Source organism: Paenibacillus sp. JT31N11 (assembly GCF_056269285.1).
In genome coordinates this window covers 541594-559746 of record NZ_JBWDNQ010000001.1, presented here as the reverse complement: position 1 = coordinate 559746, position 18153 = coordinate 541594, and the positions used below count along the sequence as shown (strand labels likewise).

At 47.2% G+C, this 18153-nt stretch carries 13 protein-coding genes; 1 reads left to right on the top strand and 12 read right to left on the bottom strand.

Going from position 1 to position 18153, the window contains the following annotated elements; genetic code table 11:
• Positions 1-75: 75 nt before the first annotated feature.
• The 4 genes from AC0YNV_RS02590 to AC0YNV_RS02575 form a co-directional block, all read right to left on the bottom strand.
• A complete protein-coding gene (locus AC0YNV_RS02590) occupies positions 76-2382 on the bottom strand; it encodes a helix-turn-helix domain-containing protein (RefSeq protein ID WP_475765573.1) in 2307 nt (768 codons plus the stop codon).
• A gap of 142 nt (positions 2383-2524) precedes the next feature.
• A complete protein-coding gene (locus AC0YNV_RS02585; RefSeq protein WP_475765571.1) occupies positions 2525-3403 on the bottom strand; it encodes a carbohydrate ABC transporter permease in 879 nt (292 codons plus the stop codon).
• A gap of 12 nt (positions 3404-3415) precedes the next feature.
• The gene (locus tag AC0YNV_RS02580) at positions 3416-4372 is read right to left on the bottom strand and encodes an ABC transporter permease (protein ID WP_475767268.1); all 957 of its coding nucleotides are present in this window, start codon (positions 4370-4372) and stop codon (positions 3416-3418) included.
• Between the two features lie 103 nt (positions 4373-4475).
• Positions 4476-6077 carry an extracellular solute-binding protein gene (locus tag AC0YNV_RS02575; protein WP_475765569.1) on the bottom strand — a complete coding sequence of 534 codons (1602 nt, stop codon included), beginning with the start codon at positions 6075-6077 and terminating at the stop codon, positions 4476-4478.
• Between the two features lie 484 nt (positions 6078-6561).
• Here AC0YNV_RS02575 and AC0YNV_RS02570 point away from each other — a divergent pair, with 484 nt between their 5' ends.
• Entirely contained in the window at positions 6562-7464 is a 903-nt protein-coding gene (locus AC0YNV_RS02570; protein ID WP_475765567.1) for a manganese catalase family protein, read from the top strand.
• 229 nt (positions 7465-7693) lie between these two features.
• Here the strand turns inward: AC0YNV_RS02570 and ppsA are convergent, their stop codons facing one another.
• The 8 genes from ppsA to AC0YNV_RS02530 form a co-directional block, all read right to left on the bottom strand.
• Positions 7694-10288: a phosphoenolpyruvate synthase gene (ppsA, locus tag AC0YNV_RS02565; protein ID WP_475765566.1), complete on the bottom strand. Its 2595-nt coding sequence runs from the start codon at positions 10286-10288 to the stop codon at positions 7694-7696.
• 360 nt (positions 10289-10648) lie between these two features.
• Positions 10649-11242, bottom strand: coding sequence for a YdeI/OmpD-associated family protein (locus AC0YNV_RS02560; protein ID WP_475765564.1), 594 nt, complete (start codon positions 11240-11242; stop codon positions 10649-10651).
• Positions 11243-11550: 308 nt separating this feature from the next.
• Positions 11551-11973 carry a DoxX family protein gene (locus AC0YNV_RS02555; protein ID WP_475765561.1) on the bottom strand — a complete coding sequence of 141 codons (423 nt, stop codon included), beginning with the start codon at positions 11971-11973 and terminating at the stop codon, positions 11551-11553.
• 270 nt (positions 11974-12243) lie between these two features.
• Positions 12244-13155 (bottom strand): aminoglycoside phosphotransferase family protein, encoded by a 912-nt coding sequence (locus AC0YNV_RS02550; protein ID WP_475765560.1) that lies wholly within the window; start codon positions 13153-13155, stop codon positions 12244-12246.
• A 148-nt stretch (positions 13156-13303) separates the two neighbouring features.
• Positions 13304-14731: a sensor histidine kinase gene (locus AC0YNV_RS02545; protein WP_475765559.1), complete on the bottom strand. Its 1428-nt coding sequence runs from the start codon at positions 14729-14731 to the stop codon at positions 13304-13306.
• Between the two features lie 3 nt (positions 14732-14734).
• A complete protein-coding gene (locus tag AC0YNV_RS02540) occupies positions 14735-15442 on the bottom strand; it encodes a response regulator transcription factor (protein WP_475767267.1) in 708 nt (235 codons plus the stop codon).
• Between the two features lie 126 nt (positions 15443-15568).
• Entirely contained in the window at positions 15569-17752 is a 2184-nt protein-coding gene (locus AC0YNV_RS02535) for a M1 family metallopeptidase (protein WP_475765558.1), read from the bottom strand.
• 31 nt (positions 17753-17783) lie between these two features.
• Positions 17784-18143 carry a YxeA family protein gene (locus AC0YNV_RS02530; protein WP_475765556.1) on the bottom strand — a complete coding sequence of 120 codons (360 nt, stop codon included), beginning with the start codon at positions 18141-18143 and terminating at the stop codon, positions 17784-17786.
• Between the last annotated feature and the right edge of the window lie 10 nt (positions 18144-18153).

The window sequence follows — 18153 nt, the reverse complement described above, 5'->3', positions numbered from 1 at the left end:
TGCCGCGTAGCAAGCCCCTCCACTATTAAAGTATCGAGCATCCCCTTGTCACACCGCAATAATTATGATGAATAATCAGCAGCTGTCGCGGTACTTGCCCGGCGTAATGCCCTCTATCTTCTTGAATACGCGGATCAGAACGAGATCGTTCGCATAGCCAACCTTTTGGGCAATTTGGGCGATCGTTAAGTCTTTTGTGGAAATCAGTCTTTTCGCTTGATGGATACGACATTGTGCAATGTAATCGGTGATGTTCCGGCCGCTCGTTTTCTTGAAAAAAGTCGAGACATACTGTGGTGTCCGGTTGAATTGTTCGGCAATCATATTAAGTCCCATATACGGATCGGAGTAATGATTATCGATAAAAGCAGTCATTTCCTGCAGCAGCTGATCGCTATGGCAGCCCCGGTCGGCTTTGAGCGAAAGGGTCAGCGACAGAAACATTTGCTTCATCTGTACATGCATCTCTTCGGCCGTTGCACAGGCCAATATGGTTGTGATGGCTTCGAATTGACCGTCAACCTGCTCTCCGAGCCGTGCCCTTGTTACGTTAATGAGCTTCAAATGCGTGCTTGCCAAATCAAAAAACAGGCACCGGGCGAGTCCGGGTGTAATCGGATTAGAAGTGAAATTGACCGCGTATAAATTATTCAACAGCTTGCCGACGCTTTCTGCATCACCGCTGCGGACATAATTCATCAATTGTATTTCTGTCTCCATGGGATAATAGTAGTTCTGATCTTTGCAGTTTATTTCGTGAAAATATATAATCGCGCTCCCTTTAATCATCTTATACTCCATAGCCGCGAGCGCCTCAACATAAGCGCTCCCGATCCGCTGCCATCCTTCGTGAATGTTGCTGACGGCCAGGGTAATGGCGATTTTGAATTGGTGCTCCACCACCTCCTTGAGTGTACTAACGAGCTTCTCCGTATCCTGCATGGCTTCGTTCAGGCGATTTTCCTTGAAATTAAGCAGAATGACGAGACGATCGCGGTCGAGTTCAATACAATATCCGGCATGATGCTCGTGAATCAGATCGGTACAAATATTCGAAATGACAAAACGGGTCAACGCCCATTGCCGCTCGGAATGCTCTTTGGAAAATTTCCCTGCCTGATCGACCTGGATCAGAATAACTGCAAATGACCCGGACACAAACTGGATGTTCATAAAGTCAAGCGAATGGCTAAAATCTTCCGTGTGATCCACAAGCCCCCTTATGAGCCTTGACAAAAAGTTCGCCCGCATGACGGGCGTCTGCTGTTTCAGCATCCCTTGCAAATTTTTCTGTTCAATGAGTACGCTTTCAAAAGATTCCTGAATGCATTCGTATTCATTGGATAGATGCGATTGTGCTGCAGTGCGGCCTTTTACGAAAGCCTTGAGCATTTGCTTTACCGGTCTGTAGTTGTGGTAAGCCATCAAATACGAGGCCACCAGCCCCCCTGCCAAATAAACCGCGAACAGCCAAATCGCGGTTACCTTGACCGAATTGACCTTCTGCATGTACAGGTCCCGCGGCATGACGGAAATGTATTTCCAACCGATTTGTTTGGAGGATGTGTAGGAAACCATCAGATCCAGTCCATTTTTCTTATAGGGGAAAAACCCGGGTTTATCCTGCATTTGCGCAAAAACCTGCTTGCTGAGTGGAACCTGATCCGTTGTCCCGGTCAGCACCTTTTGATTGGCGTCGATAATGTAGATGTTGCTTCGGTTGGCTGACTCGATTTGCCGTATCATTTCTTTGACCTGCTTTTCATTAATCAGCACGACAAGACTTCCCTTGACGTCTGACGTGCCTTGTATGGGAATGAGAGACTGAACATACGTGATCACTTGAATGGGTTGTCGTTCCAGGCTTGCCGTAAGAGGAAGACCTCCGTCCTGGATAAGTGTTTGGGAAGGCAAGTAATCCCTATTGTGACTGCTCTCCAGTACCTCCTTGCGCCAGGACTCATAATTCATGTCCTTATAGCTGTAGTAACTATTGTAGAACGTTCGGGAATCCGTGCGGACTCCCGGTTTAAGAATGGTATCGCTTCCTTTGAAATAAACGTAGTAATCCTCGATAAACTGCCCGCTGAAGCTTCTATAGCGGTTTAAATAATCCGAAATAAATTCAATGTACTTGTACGATGATTCGTCCGCCAGGTCGTTGTTCAGCAGCAGATCCATTTTGGGGTTCAACGCGATTTGCTGCGACAACTGATCGACTTCTTTCACGCTGCTGTCCATGGACAGCCTGAGCTGCTCCAGCATGGCAAGGTTGGAACGGTTGGCCTGATCGACCATCGCCTTTTCCACCCGTGAATACAAGACGCCTCCGATTACAACGGGAAACACAAGAAAGCAAATGTAAGAAATCAGCAAAGTCATGAACACGCTTCTCCGGCTGCGCCTCTTTAACCGGAGTAATTGAATGACAAAAGGAATCATAGGGGTCCCTTTCTTCACTTAATATGCCTTTCCTCACTAATTCGTGGAAAACCGTCCCATTTCCTTCTGTTCATCCATGTTTTCACTCCTTAATCGCTCCAATCATGACTCCTTTGACAAAATATTTTTGCAAGAACGGATAGAGACACAAAATCGGCAGGGTCGATACAATGATGGTCGCATACTTGATCGTTTCCCCAATCGGCATTTTGTCCCCGACGGAGGCGCCCGTCATCATCGCGTCCGTGCTGTTTGTAATTAATATTTCCCGCAAAATAAGCTGCAGCGGATATAACTCGCGGTCACGCAAGTAGATCAATGCGGAGAAGTATGAATTCCAGTGTCCTACCGCGTACCATAATATCATCACGGCAATGACAGGCATGGACAGCGGGATAACGACCCGGAACAATATGGTCAGGTCGTTCGCTCCGTCGATTTTGGCGGATTCCTCCAGACTGACGGGTATTGCTTGAAAAGCCGTCCGCATGATGATCAGATTAAAAGTGCTGATCGCCCCTGGAATGAGCAGCGCCCAAGGCGTATTCAACATACCGAGATTGCCGATCAGCAGGTAAGAGGGAATTAGGCCTCCGCTGAATACCATCGTAATGACAATCATGAACATGATGTGATTTTTAAAATACAAATTGCGGCGAGAGAGCGCATACGCCCCCAGCGAGGTCACGAACAAGTTGATCGCGGTACCTGCCAGCACGTAAAATAGCGTGTTTTGATAACCTTTGGCAATCATGGGATTATCGAATACCGCTTTGTATGCCGACAAATTAAATCCGCGCGGTGCGAACAAGAGTCCACGGTGCTGAGCGACCTCCGAGGGATCGCTGAAGGAGGCAAAGAGGACATAAAGAAACGGATAAAGCGTTATAAAGCAAAGCAGCAGCATGAGAATGACGTTGAACACGTCAAAGCTCTTCTCCCCTAAACTCCTTTTAATCATGAGTTCCCTCCTTTACCAGAGCTTATTTTCGCTCACTCGTTTACTGACGGTATTCGAGATGACAATCAGTGCAAAGCTTATGATTGAATTAAAGAGACCTACGGCAGCGGTATACCCGTAATTGGCCTCCAGAATCCCTTTGCGGTAGACGAATGTCGAGATGACGTCCCCGGTTTCGTAGGTCTGGGGGTTGTACATAAGCAGGACCTTCTCGCTGCCCACGCTCATCATGGATCCCACATTCAAGATCAGTAAAATCACGATGGTCGGCATAATGCCGGGGATGGTAATATGCAGAACCTGCTTCAATCGGCCTGCCCCATCGATTTTGGCGGCTTCGTAAAGCGTTGGGTCAATATTGGCGATAGCGGCCAAATAAATGATGGATCCCCAGCCTACACCTTGCCAGACGCCGGATGAAACATATAAGAAACGAAACCATCCGGGCTCCCGGAAAAAAGCGATTGAGTCAAGGCCCAGAAACCCCATTATTTGGTTGATAAGTCCGTCACGGGCCAAAAAATCAACCATCATCCCGACCACCACAACGATCGATATGAAATGAGGCAAATACGAAATCGTTTGTACGGAACGTTTGAATAGGGTGCTGCGAATTTCATTGAGTAGAAGGGCCATGAGGATAGCGGCTGGAAAACCGAACAACAGCTCATAAATGTTAATCAGGATCGTATTACGGACAAGACGCCCAAAATAATAACTGCTGAAAAACTCTTGGAAGTGATTGAATCCGATCCAGGGACTGCCGGCAATCCCTTGTCCAGGACTGAAATCCTTGAAGGCGATTTGCAAGCCGTACATGGGTCCGTAATGAAAGATGACGTAATAAGCGACAACGGGCAGCACCATCAGATAGATCAGTTTATTAACCTTTAGATCCTTTCGTATGGTGCGCCAGGCACTGTCCTTTTTCAATACTGCGGTTTTGTGTACCGCAGGCTCCGTTTGCATGACGGACATGAATATTCACTTCCTCTCGATCGCTTCCGATGATTCCCTGAAACTGCCGGGAGCTAAAACGTATGCCCCATCCTCCGAAGAATCGAACGGCCGGTTATTTACGGTTGTTGTACCTTTCCAGGGCGGCCTGCTGGATTTTCAGAGCCTCATCGAGGCCCATACTCTGTATGGTTTGGACATAATTATCGAAGTTTTCGATCGGTTCGGCTCCCATGACGAACTTGTTGAACATTTCGTCCTTGTAGGTATTAATGTCCGCCATAATTGACGCGAACCGGCTGCTTTCATCCTTGGTCGGGGTTACGAGCGGCATCTTCTTCTCGTTGCTCGGTTCGGACCATACCGTAACCGCATCTTTCTGCTCTGGCAGCGCTAAATATTGTTCCAAATAACGCTTGTCCTGAATGTACGGGCCATCCCAGGACGCCCTGTTATGGCGGGCCATAGCTTGCTGTACCGGCAGCCCGTCAGCATTTTTCGAGATGTCATCCGTCCATTTGGGATAGCCGTCAACCAGATTGTAGCTTATGCCTTCCGTTCCGAAGTTGAACAGCATGTGCCCTTCTTCGGAATAACCATAATCGAGCCATTTGACCGTTTCGATCGGGTTCTTGTTGCTTGTTGTAATCGCCGCTCCTCTTCCGTTGAACGCAAAATCGAGCTGCCCGAGCTCCGGCTTATCGCCCGGATTCAGCACGGGATACGGCACAGCCGCCAGCTTGAAGTTCGGATCTTTATCCTTCATCAGGTTGGAATATTTTCCGATTCCCCCACCAACAAGGAGTACGGCGGATCCGACTTGATTGCCCGTGATTTTGGCATCGTACAGCTTATCATCCGTCGCTGCATAATCACGGTCCAGCAGGCCTTCTTTATACCATTTGTTCATCGTTATCAGGAATTCCTTGAATTCGGGCTGAACCGGACCGAACTTGACGGTTCCCTGGTCCTGGTAGAAGCCGTTGGTAATGCCGTATGCGCCAATGAATGCATGCGTTCCGAGTTCTGCAACCCGCAGCAGCAGAGGGATCTCATCCGGCTTGCCATTGCCGTTCGGATCCTTCTCTTTAAACGCTTTCAAAACGTTGTACCATTCGTCGATCGTCGTTGGCGTTTTCAGCCCGAGCTTATCCATCCAATCCTGCCGGACGGCAGGTCCCTGGAACACCTGCAGCTCTCTGCCATCCCGGATAAACGGGAATGATATGATGCTGCCGTCGTCTGTAGTAATTTGCTTACGCCAATCCGGGTGGGAATCGAGCAGTTGTTTAAGATTAGGAGCGTATTTATCGATATAATCATTTAATTTGATAATGGTGCCGTCTTTGACCGCCTTCTCCGGACCGCCGGGGAAGCTCGTTGTCCAATGATATTCAATGACATCAGGAAGCTTGCCCGATGTAATCATTAAGTTAAACTGCTCTGCATCCTGTCCTTGAGGCGGATGCTGGAAGTCGACTTTGACTCCGGTCTTTTGTTCCAGTCCTTTATATAGTTCGATTTCGTTATAACTTTTCATAGTTGCGGACGCTTGACCGGCCATGCCAGTCCAATACGTCAGACTGGTCAGCTTTGGAACCTCTGCCGGATCGGTAGTTGCTTCTTGTGCAGGACTGGATGAGTTACATCCAGCCAAAAGGGATGCTCCCAAGCATGTAATGAAAAGAAAACTTGAAACCTGTTTCTTTTTCGTCATGAATCTATTACCTCCTTTTTCTTATCACCCGGAATCAAACACTTATCAAAGCTGCAAGGAATAGATACCTGGTGTCACATAAGCGTAATCGCAACGCTTGAAATAGGCTATAAACGATATTTAATGTCGACCTCTATTTTTATAATTTTGAACATGCATTTTTTCATCCGGGCTGTTAAAACTAAAGGTTTAGAGCAAAAATCGATTCAGAAAACAAGAAAAGCCCACCTCATGGCGAGCTGATTCCCGGTCTGCGAACGTTGAGTAAATACAAGCAGCCTGGTCGCAATATTGGCAACAACCAATAAGCTAACTTCTCAGTTGTACCGAAAAAAACCAGCCCCCTCAGGGGACTGGTTTAGCCTCATGAATCCTAATTTTCAGGATGTCCAATTCTCGAAAAGCATAATAAATGCTTATTACTAGTGATTCCAGGTTAATAGCCCTTAGCATCTCACAACCATTTTGGGAGGTAGAAAAATTTATGTTCAAGCGTATGGATGAAATAATGATTGAGATACCTTCTGTCGAGAAACCCGATCCCAATGCTGCTTCAGCCATTCAAGAATTGTTAGGCGGGAAGTTCGGCGAAATGTCGACGTTAAACAATTACCTTTACCAATCTTTTAATTTTCGTTCAAAAGAAAAACTAAAACCTTTCTATGATTTAGTTATGAGCATAACGGCGGAAGAGCTTGGCCACGTCGAGCTGGTTTCTCATGCGATTAATAACTGTCTGAGAGGCTCAACCGATTATAAAGAGCCGGACAAGACTCCTCTCGGTCCGGTCAAAGACTCGCGCTTGTCTTACCACTTTTTAGCCGGAGCGCAAGGTGCGATGCCATTTGACTCCATGGGGAATCCCTGGACGGGTGCCCATGTCTTTAACAGCGGAAATTTAGTGGAAGACCTGCTGCATAACTTTTTCCTTGAGTGTGGCGCCAGAACACACAAAATGAAGGTCTATGAAATGACGGATCATCCTGCTGCCCGTGCAGTCGTTGGATTTCTCCTTGTAAGAGGGGGCGTACATGTTGTGGCGTATGCCAAAGCACTGGAAATCGCAACAGGGGTCAATGTAACGAAATTGGTGCCGATACCGTCATTGAGCAATAAATCGTTTAATGAAGCCAGAAAGTACGAGGAAAAGGGTGTTCACACGAAACTGTACACGTGGAGCGATAATGATTTTAATGCGATTGATCAGATCTGGAAAGGAACGCATCCCGAAGATGGACTCCCGCTTGAGGTTATTCAAGGCGTACCCAAAGGGGTACCCATTCCAGAAGCCCCTGCTGCCGAAGAGGAATTTGCACCCGGAATTTCCGAAGAGGATTTTAAAGCCATAGCCAAACGACTTAAATTAGCCGGTAATATTAAAGAATAGCCGCAGCCATATGAATGTGCTCTTAACATCTCGAATCTCATTATGAAAGCTGTTCAGATTTTCTGGACAGCTTTCGCTTTTGATGGAGGAAGATGTTTATTATGCTGCCAATCACCTAACTAAGGTGGGTAGATAAATGGACGAACAGGCTAACCGCCCTTTTATCCATGACAGGATGCATTTAATGCCGTCCATTATGTTAGAGGCTCTTACTTGACGTATTCAGCCATTACAATATTTCGATATACCCTTCTGTTCCATGCACGCGAATTCGTTGCCCATCCTTAATCAGCCTGGTAGCATTTTCCACTCCGACAACGGCCGGCAAGCCATATTCACGCGCGATAACTGCTCCATGGGTCATCAGTCCGCCAACTTCGGTGACCAGACCTTTTATGGATACAAATAATGGTGTCCAGCCAGGATCAGTAAAGGAGGTGACTAATATATCTCCATCTTCCAGATCGGCATTTTCCATGTCTAAAATGACACGCGCTCTTCCTTCTATCACTCCGGAAGAAACAGGCAGACCTGCAATCGCATTCGCCGGCAAATTTACTCGTTTGTACTCACCTGCAATGATTTCACCATCAGACGTCATGACACGCGGGGGAGTCAGTTTTTTGAAAAATTTGTAATCCTCTTTTCGTCTGTGGATGATCTGATCATCAAGTTTGTTTGTGCGTACGACTTCGTGAAGTTCTTCAAAAGTGAGATAGTACGTATCTTCTTTGTCATGGATTACGCCAGCATGAACGAGTTGTTCGGCTTCTTTCAGTAAAGCCTGCTTATAAACGAAGTAGCGGCTTACTATGCCGTATTTTGGATATTCCCGGTAGCCGATGAAATTCCGGATGAGGTCGATCATTCGTTTTGTTTCTTTGGCTTTTTGATCACCATCCGGTAATTGCTTCAATCGGTCTATTAACTCTTGTTCTTTTTCCAAAGCTTCCTGGCGCCCTTGCTCAAATTTTCGCTTGCCGGCATTAGGCTCAAAGTTCTTGATGTTACCAAGAATCATGGGGACAAGTGTAATTGGTTTCTCACTCCAACGTGTTCTCGTAATATCGATTTCTCCGGCACATCGCATTCCGTATTTGCTGAGATACTCATAGATAGCGTCTCGGGTTTCCCTTCCTCCATCAAACTTAACCAGTTCATCCAGAAAGTTATCTTCTTTTGCATGCTGCAAATAATCAATCGCCTCTGGATAAGGGCGAATCACATCCGCGACATCCAATAGCGCCAGACCCATTTCCGAAGTAATATTATTGGGTACAGATTGAGAAAGTGTATCTGCTGCGTTTTTTTCGCCTAACCACTCGTTCATGTTTTCATTGATCCATGATGTAGCATTTATAGCAGCCATAAACACAGCCGAACTTTGCGGGTCAAATAAGATCTTCTTTAATTGCTGGAGATCTTCCAGAATAAAATCAAACAATTCCGATCCCGATTTCGCTTGGATGTTTTGTTTTAACTCTTCTATCGATATTTGACTGCGCTTAATAAAATCAGAAACGATTGTCGGATCGTTCTCGAATTGTGCCAGCATATCTGTATTACTTCTACCCAGAATCGGAGCTGCTTGATCATTAGGTAACAATTTTATAAAATCTCGTTCTATTATGGTCATGAGTGCGCCTATTATGAGCGGATCGGATCCCAGGGTATTTAATAAAGCTTCCCGGCCGGCAGGTGTAGCCAGCCTAGGTGCAACATCAACAAACAACCTCCCGCCGGCTTTACGCATAGGTGCAGGCGTAATTAACAGGTAAAAAGACAATCCCAACGGTTTTATGGGATCTAACATCATTTGTTGATGACCAACAGACAGATAGACGTGATTTTCTTGGGTCTTCGCTTCAGGGATCGGGTATAAAGTAGTGATCGGCCGACTCTGGACAATATAAAATGTATCATCAGCCAAACACCATTCGATATCTTGCGGGCAGCCAAAATAAGCTTCGATCTGTCTTCCGATGCGTGCCAGCTGCAAAATTTGTTGCTCAGTGAGTGTTTGAGACATCTGCTGATCAGGATCGATCTGCTTTGTCTCTGTTCCGCCTTCTTTTCGTCCATAGATAGCCAATTTTTTGGTTGCGATCCTCTTCTCGACGATTTCCTCTTCCCGCACTTTATAACAATCGGCAGATACCAAGCCGGAGACCAGCGCTTCTCCAAGTCCAAAACTGGCATCGATGGATAGCAGCTTTCGGCTTCCAGTAATCGGATCAGCGGTAAATAAAATCCCTGAAGCCTGCGGGAAAACCATCCTTTGAACGATAACGGATAAATAAACTTGACTGTGGTCAAATCCATTTTGCATACGGTAGATTATCGCGCGATCCGTAAACAGGGAAGCCCAACATTTGCTGATATGCTGCAAGATCGCATCTTTGCCGATGATATTTAAATAGGTATCTTGTTGACCGGCAAAGGAGGCATGCGGCAAATCTTCAGCAGTCGCACTAGAACGCACGGCATAAGCATGTTCATCGCCAAACCGGGAGAGATAGTGAGCAACTGCATTCACAACATCGGAAGGAATTTCTACTTCCATGATGATGTGTCGCAGCTTCCTGCCGATTTCACCAATTTGATCTCGATCCTCTACTTTTAGCATGGTTAGTCGATCCAACAAAGCATGATACGTTTCGCTTTGTTCGATGGCTTTTTGGTACCCCGCTGTTGTAATACAAAATCCTTCCGGTACTTGTATCCCTTGAATTTTTGATAATTCCCCTAAATTCAACCCTTTTCCGCCAACAAGCCAAAGCTGCGTTTTTTCCATTTCCTGAAAATCGAGAACCAAAGAACTCATTCAACATCTCTCCTAACTGTTAAATTGAGAAAAAACATTTGACAAGAGTTTACCGGCATGGTACACTAAGAGTGTAAGATGAAACAATTATGTCCATATGACTTTACGGAGTCGTGATCTGATTATATCATCGTGTCTGTTTATATGCAATATAAAAGAACCTGATTAAACTACCCAGGTTCTTTTTTGTATTCCCGCTATCATTAGTCACATCAAAAACCATGGTTCGAGCCGAACTCCGTGCATAGTATCCTAGCCGTCCTATGCAGCCTAAGGAAATCCTGGCGTTGCGTTGGACAGTTTGTTTGGCATGCATGAAATGAGGGATCTCATGCACCGCGCTTTTGCAACAAAGGTATACTAATCATCTAATCCCTTTCCATTGAGGATATGCACAATATATTTTTCAACCCTTGATTCTCGAGTTTTGGATTGCTTGGGTGTAGAAAAATGCAAAATATATGCTCTTTGCCGTCCCGGCGTCAGTGCTTCAAAAGCTGTTTTTAAGTCGGGGATTTCAACGAATTTATTATCTAATTCTTCAGGTATGATATATTCCGTATTCTTTTTATAGTTCACTTGCAAGCCGGCTTTCTCAACTTCAATGGCTTCATCAATATATGCTTTCAACATAAGCTGCATTTCATCGATATCTTGAACATTGGTGAACCGAATCTGGCGCCCTGCCTGAACATTCTCCGTTTGTTGGATTAGGATCCCATGGGGATCTTTTAACAACGCGCCTTTATGAAACAGAAGCGCGCAGTAATCCTTAAAACCATGGATCAAAACGATGTTTTTATTGTCAACCGTGTAACAAGGATGCATCCACTTAAAATCCTCGGTCAGCCCGCAGTCAAGAACGATTTCTCTCAATAGCTCGAATTCTTCCTTCCACTTCTTAAGCTTGTTAAAATAAGGATCAATCTTAGGATTCCTTTCACCTTTTATCATAATGGTACCCCCTTCAGTTTTTTGTTTTCACTTGCTTGATTGCGGTCCGATAAATCAAAAGCCGCGGTTCTCAAGTGCTTCATACGGCCCTTGTTGCCAATACCTTTTCAAGCTCGCCGCACCATTTACTCCAATGTCCGACGACGGGCTCAAAATCATTTTCCATCGCCTGACCATTATGGATGTTGACCGCCCACTTGGCAAGCTTGCTCGTTGCAGCTGGTTGTTCTCGCTCACAACACCCTCTCCATTCTGTAGTAGAAATCTATTGGCGATACCAATGGACAGCCGTTAATTTCACCGCCTCCCTAAAATTTGCGGCCCTTCGGACGCAGCGCCCACGAGGCGATATTTAGTGCAGCGTATGAAAGTGGAAGAATAACATTAAACCCGTAATCACCATAATCGTCAGCAAACACATGAGATAAAGCCGCACCAGTCATTAAAAAGAAGATACCAGCGTGAGCCCATTCTTTAAGCTGAGGAAAACCCGGTACGACGAGAGCGATGACTCCAAGCACTTTCCAAATCCCGAGAATGGTCAAGATGTATAATGGGTATCCAATATTCGTCACTAACTCGACGTTTCCCCCATATTGCATCAGTTGCCCGATACCGCTTAACATAAGAGCTGCTGAGAGCAGTATTGTGACTGACCAATAAGCAAGCATTTTTCCTCGGGGCCGGATTTGTACTATCGCGGTTGTTTCCTTACCAATGATCGTACTCATTTTGGTTCCTCCTCATAATGGATTCAAGCGAACTATTTTCTTGCTCCAAACTTTCCAAATGACCATCCAAATTGGACACCATATGGTGACGATTTGATTATAGGACACCGTTAAGTGTCCTGTCAACACATTTTTAAGTTCCGCTGAAAACGTCTGTAAGCAATGTGTGACAACATTTTATGCCATTTGGTTGTTTGACTGCATGTTAAAAAGCCTCGGCACGATAATGCCAAAGCTTTTGATCACGACTCCATTCTTTTTGGATAGATCTCAATCCAGGCATTTGGCAAAGCGCTCTGTAATTTGGATGCCTCTGTGCCAATCCGTTCCTCCGTCTTCAATCGTCCAGCACGCCTCAAGCACACCTCGCGCCACACCCCACATCGCAATTCGGCGAGGATCCAGGCCGAGTCGATCGGCCATTATCGCAATCCGGTCCCGTAGAACCTGCTCGCAGTTACCGCCTCGATCCTCATAATTAAGCAGAAACTGGATAGTATCAAAATGGATGTCACCTATGATGCCTTTGGGATCAATGACACCCCATTGCTCTTCGCCTTGGCGAAGGATGTTTTCATGATGCAGATCGCCATGCAGCAGGAGATTCTCACTTGTGGTCGTTATGAGATACGCCAGATATTCTTCGGCATTTTCCACCCAGCTCACAGGCAGCGGCGCGGCAATGTTCACATCATCGAATCGCTCTCTATATCGCTCGATTGCCGCGAAATGCTGCCTCATAGACGGGTACACACTCCCGGTTGGTGCAGGAAGGTGAAGACGGCGAAATACTTCGCAAAAGAGATCCGTCGCGCGTGCATCATCCTGAATTGATGACAACGGTGTGCCAGGGTCGGCCCCCTCCAGCAGGGCCACGCCCCACTCCTCGTCCGCATCCAGGACATGAATCGCCCCCCGGCCCTCATAGGCACGAAGCACACTGACTTCCCTAGAAAGCTCATCTTTCATAAAAGATGATTTAAGGACGGCTGGCTTCCCGGTGCTGCGCTTTACTCGAAGCACGAAGTTATAGGATAAATCGGCAAATGGAGCTTCTGCGATAAAATTGAAACGGCTTTCACAGTCGGCAATCAACCCAGGCAGCGCCTCCGACCATGTTACGCCTTGCTTACCATGGAGTTCGTGCATTCTTTCAATAAAATTATCAGGGATCACAATCATGCCCAATGTCTCCTTTCAGAGAGTAGTCTGCTTCTTCTCTTCTTCGACATGAGGTATTGTAAAATCCTGTTTCGCCCAAAGTAGCACAAGGTTAGAGCAAGATCGTCGATGCGGGCGCGCACGCCCATGAAATCGAAGTCGGTAATTATCAATTGCCCGCTTTTTGCGGCAAGTTTAACCGGATTTCAATGCGGGTACCCTGGTGAGGCGCGCTGCTGACCTGAATTTCTCCTTTATGCGCCACAATGATGTCATTCGTAATGGCCATGCCCAAACCGGAGCCTTTATGAAGCTCGCCTGTGTTGGTGCCACGGTAATATCTGTCAAAGATGCGTTCAATTTCTTCCTCCTTGATTCCCTTTCCGTTGTCCTCGACACGGATGATGGCATCGCTGCCGCTTGTCTCCACGCTTACTTGGATGTGCACGGCTTCGCCGTTATGGACGATTGAATTATAGATGATATTGGCGACCGCCCGCCGGATCAGAATGTCGTCCACCTCCGTGACGATGACCTCGTCGCTGCAGTGAAAATCGATATTGCGGCTCGCGTACATGGCATCGTTCAGGATGTCAATGACGATATTCCGGACAAGACTGACGATATTTACATTTTTCAGTTTGAGCGCAAGCTCTTTATTCTTCAAACGGGTGGACAGGTTCAGGTCCTCGATGACCTCTTTCAAATACAGCGATTTCCGTTCAATGATTTCTGCATATTCCCTTATTTCCTCGATCGAAAATTGATAGTCCCTGTCCTTGATCATCTCCGCGTATCCTTGAATGGAAGCCAAGGGCGTTTTGATGTCATGCGAAATATTGCCGATCCATTCTTCCTTCATCCGATCCAGCTTTTTTCTTTCGATTTCGTTGGCCTGAAGCTCATTGGAAAGCAAATTGACGTTCAAAAAAACGTCCCTGTATACACCCTCGGGCCTATACTGGACCTTGTAATTTTTATTCGCCATGCGCTTGATGGCCTCAATTAGCACATACAGCGGCTGCGTCAGCCGTTTGCTGAACAGATAGCCGATGAACAGCGCGATCAACCCATCGAGGACAATCAGAACGAGGCTGCCGTTTTTCAAAATTTGCCCGGTTTTGCGGATATCAAGCGCTACAACCACCCGCCGCAAATTTGGATCTTTAAACCCGATCAAGTAGCTGTAGCGATGATTTTGAACCTTCTTTTCCCCCACAAAAACCGTTGAAAGGTAGTTAACCTCCAGGTATTTGTAAATATCTATAATATCCAGCGGGGTATATTTGGTTTTAGCCCCCTCAGGGACGAGGTAGCCGTACAGCTGCCCGCCGTCTTCATCCAATACCTGAATCCATGCCTGATGGCGGGCAAGAAGCTCCTTTCCCCCGTCCGATACCGAGATTCCGGATGGCGTTGCCGCGATATATTGCCCGAAGGAACGGGTCATCGACTCGGCGGAGTTCCCTTCGGTCTGAGCCAGAAAGCCGCTGTTCATCACCAGCAGCGCAATAACCGCCGTAATATTCATGACGATCACAATGACGACAATGAGTACGATGGATACGAGGTATCTTCCGGTCAACTGCCATTTCATCGGTCAATCATCCTTTACGGCCAGTTTATATCCCAATCCCTTAACCGTAACCAGATACTGCGGGTTGGAGGGATCGTCTTCGATCTTTTCCCGAAGCCTTCGGACATGAACCATCACCGTATTGTCGAATCCAAAAAACTCCTCGCCCCACACATGGTCATACAGGCTTTCCTTGCTTATAATCCGGTTTGGATGCTTGAGCAGATAGGTGAGGAGGCCCAGCTCCTTCGGCTTCAATTCAAGGAGCATTCCGTTCTTTTTTAATTCGACTTTTTGCTCATCCCATTCAAACGGTCCTGCCTTGATCAAATGCCCCGTTTTCTCCCCTTCCTGAGAGAAATCCTCTCTCCTGAAACGGGCCTTGATCCGGTAGGCTACTTCTTTCGGACTGAACGGTTTGGTAATATAGTCATCGCCGCCGATCGCGAAGCCCAGAATTTTATCGATCTCTTCGGTTTTTGCCGATAAGAAGAAAATGGGCACATTGGAGACGCTGCGTATTTTTTTGCATACGTCGTACCCTTCTCCGTCAGGAAGCATGATGTCCAGAACGACAATATCCGGCTGCCTTCTCTGAAACTCCTGCCAAGCCTCTTCCGCCGTAGAGGCCGTGTATACATGTCCGATCCGTTCCTTGATCAATACCGTTTGCAGCAACCTTACAATGTCCGCCTCGTCGTCCACAATGAGCACCTTATGATTGAGCGTCAAACCGTTCACATCCTCCTTGCCTGGGGTCGGATTCGCTGCCGCGGCAGACGAACCCGGCACATACCCTCATATTACCCTCCCAACAGGTTACTATACAAATGTCCGGCCGCAAGGGGTATGCCTTTGCTACTCTGCGAAAAATTTCGAAATGGGGTTGACAAGCTTCTTTTCCGAGATGATTTTTCCCGTCTTTCCCATTTCATAATATTGATAAAAATCGGAGGTGAAATTGAAGACCTTCGACATCTGCGCCGAAATCGGCCCCGCGGCTTCCCCGCTTAATTTATCCCGGTTCCAATAAAAATGGAGCAGCAGGCGATCATGATTATAGGGGTGCTTGATAATATAGGCCCCCGCCGCTTCCGGCTTGCTCATCCTGTCTTTCCAGGCAAAGCCGATGTCTCCGGAATTTTGGATAATGCCTGGCTTCAGCGCTTGAATAAGCCCGTTCGACTCGGCATTGCCGATCGCGATAATATTGCTGACCGCCAGTTCTTTTCCCATTTCGCTTTTCAACTGCCGGCGGCTTGTGATGACCTCGGGCTGAATTCCGAAGATGGCCAGCATGCTTTTCAGATCGGTGACGAAATTTCCCTGCCCGTCATTATCGCCCGCATCGTCGCTCACGACGATGGCCAGCGGTTCCCCCTGCAGCGCCTTGCTAATGATCCGGCTCATCGTTTCAAAGGGAAGGTCCGGCACTTCCAGGGAAGATTCGTATGCCTGCTGGAAAACATTATGGGTGTATGCGGCTTTCTCTGCGTCCGAGAGCCGAAATTCCTGCTTCAGAACAAAGCTCGGTTCATGCAAAGACTTGTCCATCTCATCGGCCGCCGCGCTCCCCAATGTATCCTTGACCGTCTGCAAAAGCCCGTCAATCGATGCGTTTTTATATTCGTACCTATTGAAATATTCCTTCATGAACGTATCGAACTTCTCTTCGCCCACCGTGCGGTACAGCTGGTAAATCGCCTGCCGGCCTTTCACATAAAAGACCGGATTCGCCAAATCGCCAACTTCGCTGTTGGATGAGGTGATGGACACATCGAAGGACGATTCATCGAATCGAACAGCTTGAAAGCCGCTTAAGGCATCTCCCTGTTTCTCAAAAAAATAAGCGCTGGAAAAATCGGCAAAGCCTTCATCCAGAAACGATTCCTTCTCCGAGTTGTTGCCGATTAGCGAATGGAACCACTGATGCGCGATTTCATGGACGAATACCGTATCTTTCGCCGGGTCAGCATTGCTCTGCAGCATGCCCATCTGAATAATCCGGGAAAATTCGACCGCGGCTCCTTCAACGTACGACTCGGCAATCCGGAATTCGGGATACGGGTATTTGCCGTACTTTTCATTAAAAAACCCGATCGCTTGAAAGGCTTGATCGATATACCGGTCTACAAGCTTTTTCTTATCCGGCTGATTGTCGAAATAATAATATTCGATGGTCAACCCATCCCTCGTCACGCTCGCCACCTTATAGTCAGCACTTGCAAAAAAGACGAACTCCCGGGTGTTTGCAGCAGCGGCGGATACGATTTTCCGCCCGGCTTCTTCCCGGTCCTCCTCGGTGGTAATCGTTCCCGGCATCAATACTTGATACGAGTCCGGCACATTGAGATGTACCTGGAAGTCGGAGGAAATGTAATAGTCGGATTCGAAAGTTGTGCTGTACGGCGCCCGATCCCATTGATGCGTGCCATCATTATAGATGGACATAACGGGAAACCAATGCGCTCCGTTGATGATGTCCTTATAATGCGACAAGCGCTCCTGGCCATACGGAATTGTGACATCGAAGCTGACCTGCACGCTCGCCACCTCGCCCGGCTTAAGCTCCTGCTTCAACTGAACAGTGAACGCCTGATTGGCATTGTTGTATGTCAAAGGCTGACCATCGGCAGCCACCTCCTTTATATCGATGCCGCCGAGAAAGTCGTCGGACTTCAATGCCGGATTATTCTTCAGAATCTCTTTGTTGCTGTTTGCAAAAGTCGCAGACTGGGTGGATGCCGAGCGATTGGCGTCGGCATACGTGTGAAATACCAATTCCTGCAGCGTATCCTTCGACGTATTCCGGTACGTGACTGTTTCACTTCCCAGGATATGCATATTCGTCTCATCCAGCCGGGCATCGATCCGATATTGAACAGGCGCGGGCGCTTCGGCGATATTAGCGGCTTGCCGGGCAGCCGCTGCCGGCTCTGCCGAGGCGGTCCCTGCAATGGCGGCTGGGAAAGCCGCAAGTGTGAATACAATGGAATAAGTCACGGCTTTTCGGGTTGCGGATGCAAAAACTGTTTTTTTCATTTTCAGCTCTCCTTATGATTAAAATTCCGTATTAATGACCTTCCAGCTCCCGCTTGGCCGGCTCCGGCAGCTCTTGCGCCTGAACCTCCTGATAGGAGCTCGCCTTGCTGCCCTTCAGATATACGCACAAGTAAGCATCCTTGCGCAATTCTTTGTTTGCGGTAAATGTGACGTTCTTCTCTTTGCCATCCTTGTCGAAGCCATCCAGCGAATATTGGTAATACACATAGGTCATGCCGTCGTCCGCTTTATCTTCCATTTTCACGCCTTTTCCGACTTGGACATAATATTGGTCGGTGCCCAGCCTGTTCAAATTCACGTTTTGAAGCAGCAGGACAGATCCGAACAGCAAGACAAGTACGGTTATAATCGTGATTAGGAAAGCTTTCATCACCAATCGC

What these genes read in the sequence shown, in the direction of transcription:
- AC0YNV_RS02590 (WP_475765573.1), bottom strand. Translation starts at nt 2,382, where the DNA reads ATGACTTTGCTGATTTCTTACATTTGCTTTCTTGTGTTTCCCGTTGTA.
- AC0YNV_RS02585 (WP_475765571.1), bottom strand. Translation starts at nt 3,403, where the DNA reads ATGATTAAAAGGAGTTTAGGGGAGAAGAGCTTTGACGTGTTCAACGTC.
- AC0YNV_RS02580 (WP_475767268.1), bottom strand. Translation starts at nt 4,372, where the DNA reads ATGCAAACGGAGCCTGCGGTACACAAAACCGCAGTATTGAAAAAGGAC.
- AC0YNV_RS02575 (WP_475765569.1), bottom strand. Translation starts at nt 6,077, where the DNA reads ATGACGAAAAAGAAACAGGTTTCAAGTTTTCTTTTCATTACATGCTTG.
- AC0YNV_RS02570 (WP_475765567.1), top strand. Translation starts at nt 6,562, where the DNA reads ATGTTCAAGCGTATGGATGAAATAATGATTGAGATACCTTCTGTCGAG.
- ppsA (WP_475765566.1), bottom strand. Translation starts at nt 10,288, where the DNA reads ATGAGTTCTTTGGTTCTCGATTTTCAGGAAATGGAAAAAACGCAGCTT.
- AC0YNV_RS02560 (WP_475765564.1), bottom strand. Translation starts at nt 11,242, where the DNA reads ATGATAAAAGGTGAAAGGAATCCTAAGATTGATCCTTATTTTAACAAG.
- AC0YNV_RS02555 (WP_475765561.1), bottom strand. Translation starts at nt 11,973, where the DNA reads ATGAGTACGATCATTGGTAAGGAAACAACCGCGATAGTACAAATCCGG.
- AC0YNV_RS02550 (WP_475765560.1), bottom strand. Translation starts at nt 13,155, where the DNA reads ATGATTGTGATCCCTGATAATTTTATTGAAAGAATGCACGAACTCCAT.
- AC0YNV_RS02545 (WP_475765559.1), bottom strand. Translation starts at nt 14,731, where the DNA reads ATGAAATGGCAGTTGACCGGAAGATACCTCGTATCCATCGTACTCATT.
- AC0YNV_RS02535 (WP_475765558.1), bottom strand. Translation starts at nt 17,752, where the DNA reads ATGAAAAAAACAGTTTTTGCATCCGCAACCCGAAAAGCCGTGACTTAT.
- AC0YNV_RS02530 (WP_475765556.1), bottom strand. Translation starts at nt 18,143, where the DNA reads ATGAAAGCTTTCCTAATCACGATTATAACCGTACTTGTCTTGCTGTTC.